General features: G+C 27.6%; 4 protein-coding genes. 3 read left to right on the forward strand and 1 reads right to left on the reverse strand.

The window, feature by feature from the left end; genetic code table 11:
• Window positions 1–800: 800 nt before the first annotated feature.
• Window positions 801–1721: a metallophosphoesterase gene (locus tag GXK56_RS27385; protein ID WP_160693458.1), complete on the reverse strand. Its 921-nt coding sequence runs from the start codon at window positions 1719–1721 to the stop codon at window positions 801–803.
• Window positions 1722–2170: 449 nt separating this feature from the next.
• On the opposite strand from GXK56_RS27385, the gene GXK56_RS27390 reads away from it, so the two are divergent.
• From GXK56_RS27390 to GXK56_RS27400, 3 genes are all read left to right on the forward strand, one after another.
• Window positions 2171–2551, forward strand: a complete 381-nt coding sequence (locus GXK56_RS27390; RefSeq protein WP_160693460.1) for a response regulator — start codon at window positions 2171–2173, stop codon at window positions 2549–2551.
• A 344-nt stretch (window positions 2552–2895) separates the two neighbouring features.
• Entirely contained in the window at window positions 2896–3582 is a 687-nt protein-coding gene (locus GXK56_RS27395) for a hypothetical protein (RefSeq protein WP_243156291.1), read from the forward strand.
• Between the two features lie 301 nt (window positions 3583–3883).
• Window positions 3884–4183, forward strand: a complete 300-nt coding sequence (locus GXK56_RS27400; protein WP_160693462.1) for a hypothetical protein — start codon at window positions 3884–3886, stop codon at window positions 4181–4183.
• Window positions 4184–4334: the final 151 nt, after the last annotated feature.

Genomic DNA, 4334 nt, shown 5'->3' on the forward strand with positions numbered 1-4334 from the left:
TATTATGATTCTGGAATTTTATCTGAATTTTAACCTGTGAATAAGTCGGAAAAAAGGGCGATTTTGGCGTGGCGGACTTTATTATGAGGGAGGAATTGGGAGAGGGCGGGAAGGAAGTGGTGGAGAGGGCGGAGAGGGTGCGGGAGTGATGGGATGGGTTTGGGGGACAATTTTATCTGCTAACAATTACTGTCACAGCAAAAAAAAGTCGTGTCAAAACTTCTAAAGTCGTGTCACGGAAAATAAAGTTGTGTTAAGTATGTAGAAAGACTATGCAAAGAAGAATGGAGCAATCCTCTTCAAGAGCATAGTCTTTTTTGCGTGTTTGGAAAGAATAAAATATGAAAGAAGCCAGAAATAATGAGGGATTAAGCAATGTGAAAGAGAGCCTAAATTTTAAGCAGCATTCGCATCGGCGTCAGCCATGAGCAGAAAGAAGAGGTTAATTTAGGCTCTTTGTGACACAACTTTATTTTGCTAATCGGGGGAGATTTTTTCTTTTTTGCTTCCGTTTTTACTCTTTTTTGTTATTTGTTAGGCGAAAATTCTTGACACGACTTTATTTAACCCCTAATTTTGGAAAATAGGGGTGAGGGGAGATAGATTGCGGGTTCAATGGGTGTTGGCAGCGCTTTTTTCGTGACACGACTTTTTTTTGCTGATACAATTACTAGCTTAAAGGCTAATTGTACAATTAAATATTTAAAATAATACATAGCACACATCATATTTTTTGAAATAAAATTTTTAAGATATGACGTGTGCTATTTTTTTATTGTTACAGAACTAATTAATTATAATTAGCAAGAACTTGTTCTTAAATCAAAGGTTTCAATTGGCTCTGGACCTCTTAAGATTTTTCTTCTTATATGAAGACTACCATCTGAAGAAGTTCTAATCTTCCATTCAATCAACATTATCTGTCCATTTACTATCTCAATCCCTTGTATTCCGCTTGCTCTAACACATGAGCCATCATTGAAGTAAGGTATTTCATTAACTTTTGGAAAATGTGGTCTATGGGTATGCCCACAGATGATCATGATTTTGTTGCTTTTAATCCAATCACTATAAATACGTTCAATTTTATGAATCTTTTCTGAACTTTTTACAGGGCTTGCGGGATTTATAAATCCTACTGAATGAAGAAATCTCCAAAAATATCTTACTGTAAACCTAGTGAAAAACCATATCTTGTCATTCATTATGTCTCCTTGATGACCATGAACGGTTAATATTTCCTGACCAGTATTTTTGTGCTTAAAAATTATTGACTCATATACTTGGATATTGGGGAATAATTCTATTTCTTCTTCGTTATAATCATCATAAAATTTATAATAATTCTTCTCTACAAAATTTTTATATTTTAACTGTATGTTATGATTGCCATATAGCATAATCAATCTATCAGAATTGAAGAACTTTTTTAATAGAGAATATACATCATCATGTGCAAGTCTTATGTGTTTAAAATTAGAGTGTTCCCAAAGTTCATCTCCATCTCCAACTTCAACATAAGTATAACCATTATTAAAATAAAATTCTAATGCAAATAAAAAGATATTTTGATTTTTTGCAAATTCATCAGATGGAGTACAATCGCCTCTATGACAATCACTGAAAAATATATATTTAGAATTATCATCAAAATATTCAATTCTGGCATTATTATAAGCTTCTGTTAATCTTTTTTTTGCTAGCTTCTTTTCTAATATCATATAACACCGTTACACAAAATCTATTAAAATCTATTATACTGAGATTTCTTTTTATGTATAAATAAGTTTTACTTCTATTTTGCTTTTATACTATTATTAGATTTAATAAATTTATAACGGTATTCACCGTCCTTTCCTATTTGAATTTTCCTTACTGTCTTCGTGCAATAATCTCTTGAATTTATTATAACTCAAACATATGTAATTAATATGGTATTTTGAATAATAATATATTTAAAAACTCAAAAATTTTAATTATTTGAGTTTGTGTATTATTCGTTCGAATTGTGACAAAATTGTAATAATAATGTGTTATAATTAATAAATATATATATTTTGTGGTTAATAATATGATAAAAATGTAAAATAAAAATTATATATATTAATACAATAATATATAATATTAGTTGCAACTGAGGATATATCATAAAAAAGAGAGGTTAAAAAATATGAATGACAAACAAAAAAATATACTAGTAGCTGAAGATAATCCAAGTACTAGAAAACTTATAAAGCTTATTTTAGAAAAGGCAAGTTATAACGTAAGTGAAGCATCAAATGGCGAAGAAGCAATTGATATATACAATGCATTAGGCGATATTGATTTAGTAATTACAGATATATATATGCCAAAAAAAACTGGTTTGGAATTAGTAGTAGAAATAAGAAAAGAAAATAAAGATATTAGCATAATTATTTTTTCTGATGGAGGGGAAAATAATTTTTCAAATGAGTTGGGTGTTTGTGAAGCTTTAGGTGCTACTTATTTTATGAAGAAAGAATTAATTTTGGATGATTTGGTTAAACTAGTAGATAAAATATTTTCTTAGAATATTATAATAAAGTAAAAATCCTAGTAAAGTTTATAAGCTTTGCTAGGTTATTTTTTATTACAGTCTAAAAATGGAGGGGAGGTAGAAATTAACAACCCAAAAGTGTAAAATACAGTTTAGAAGTATATATGGATATATATATATTATTCCAAAAGAGATTTAATATAAACAAAAATTTAGAATTAGAGGAATTAGCTATAAAGAATATGTTTAAATTAAGTGCGATTTTAGTTATAACATTAAATGTCACTTCGTATGTTGTTGTAATAGTCGTAGTCTTACTATTAGTTTTATTATCATCATTAATATTGATTTGATAAGAAACACTATAATGTAAAGGTATGGAAATAATAATTCATAGTGGGGAAGATAAGTTTGAGTATAGAAAAAAGTATGCAAAAATAAATCAACTATATAATTATGCAAGGAAAAATACTATGTTTAAGAAGGTGATTATTATAAATAAACCAGTAATAATAGCAGTGTCAGGTGTTACAGCAAGTGGAAAGACAACCATAATAAATGAACTCAATAAAAAAATAAAAAATTCTAAATCACTTCATTTTGATGATTATGACTTTGAAGGAGAAGTTGAAGACTTTCATCAATGGGTGGTAAATGGAGCAGACTATAATGTATGGAACTTGGAGCCATTAGAAAAAGATATATTGAAACTAAAAGAAGATAAGAAAGTTAAATACATTTTTTTGGATTATCCATTTGCATATAAAAATGATTTGATTAAATCATTTATAGATTGTGCAATTTTCATTGACACTCCTTTAGATATAGCAATGGCAAGACGTGTGCTACGTGATATGCATGATGCTACTGGAGATGAAATTAGGGAAGATATGAGTTTTTATTTGAAATATGCGAGAATTGCATATGAAGAGATGCTAAAGACTATTTTACCAAATTCGGATTATGTAATTGATGGAAGTCTACAGTTAGATGAAATTATAAATAATATTATAGATATATTAAAAGTTAAATATTCGTTTAAAATGGAAGAGGAAAATTCATAATTATTATATTTAGAAATCTAGGCAGTTAGGATGGTAAGGTTAAATTTGCTATCCTATTTTTTATGAAAAGCACATTAGTTTATATTAATGTATTCATAAAAATAAGAAATACTTGAGTAATAGATGAGTTAAATTTAAGGTGGTGGATAAGATGTGTAAAAGAAATACAAAGAAAATTAATATTTTAGAATTATTATAATCAGAAAGTAATAGAATGTGATGAAATAATTTAAAAATTAAGATATATATTGATTTAATTTGTTATAATTGTATTAATAAATATGTTGGAAGGATGAGAATTATGAACGATTGGAAAGTTAAATTTTTAAGGAAACTATTTTTTTATAAAGAGACTGTAGGGGATTTAGATATTAGTGATAAATTAGAGGAATTTATAGATATAGAATATGATCTTATCGTTGATAGCTACGGAACGGATTATTTTATTTATGAAGAAGATGGCTTTAGAATATGGATTGATCAAAATATTGGATCTGATAAAAAACAAGGGGAAGCAGATAATAGATTAAAAAGACTAGAGCAATGGCTAGAATCCAAAAAACTAATTGAATGGCTTAATATAATATATATTAAAGAATAAACGCGAGTACTAATAAGCATCGTATAAATGTATTCTTTTTAGTTAGTAGAATTTTTTTAGTATTTTAGCAGACTAGGTATTATTTATCTAGTCTTTTTGTAGATTGTCAAGTACTTTTGACCCACTTTTGCAAATAAAATTGACCCACTAA

Source organism: Clostridium sp. C2-6-12 (genome assembly GCF_009928485.1).
Classification (GTDB): Bacteria; Bacillota; Clostridia; order Clostridiales; family Clostridiaceae; genus Clostridium.

Coding starts and splice junctions, on each gene's coding strand:
- GXK56_RS27385 (WP_160693458.1), bottom strand. CDS start 1,721: ATGATATTAGAAAAGAAGCTAGCAAAAAAAAGATTAACAGAAGCTTAT.
- GXK56_RS27390 (WP_160693460.1), top strand. CDS start 2,171: ATGAATGACAAACAAAAAAATATACTAGTAGCTGAAGATAATCCAAGT.
- GXK56_RS27395 (WP_243156291.1), top strand. CDS start 2,896: ATGGAAATAATAATTCATAGTGGGGAAGATAAGTTTGAGTATAGAAAA.
- GXK56_RS27400 (WP_160693462.1), top strand. CDS start 3,884: ATGAACGATTGGAAAGTTAAATTTTTAAGGAAACTATTTTTTTATAAA.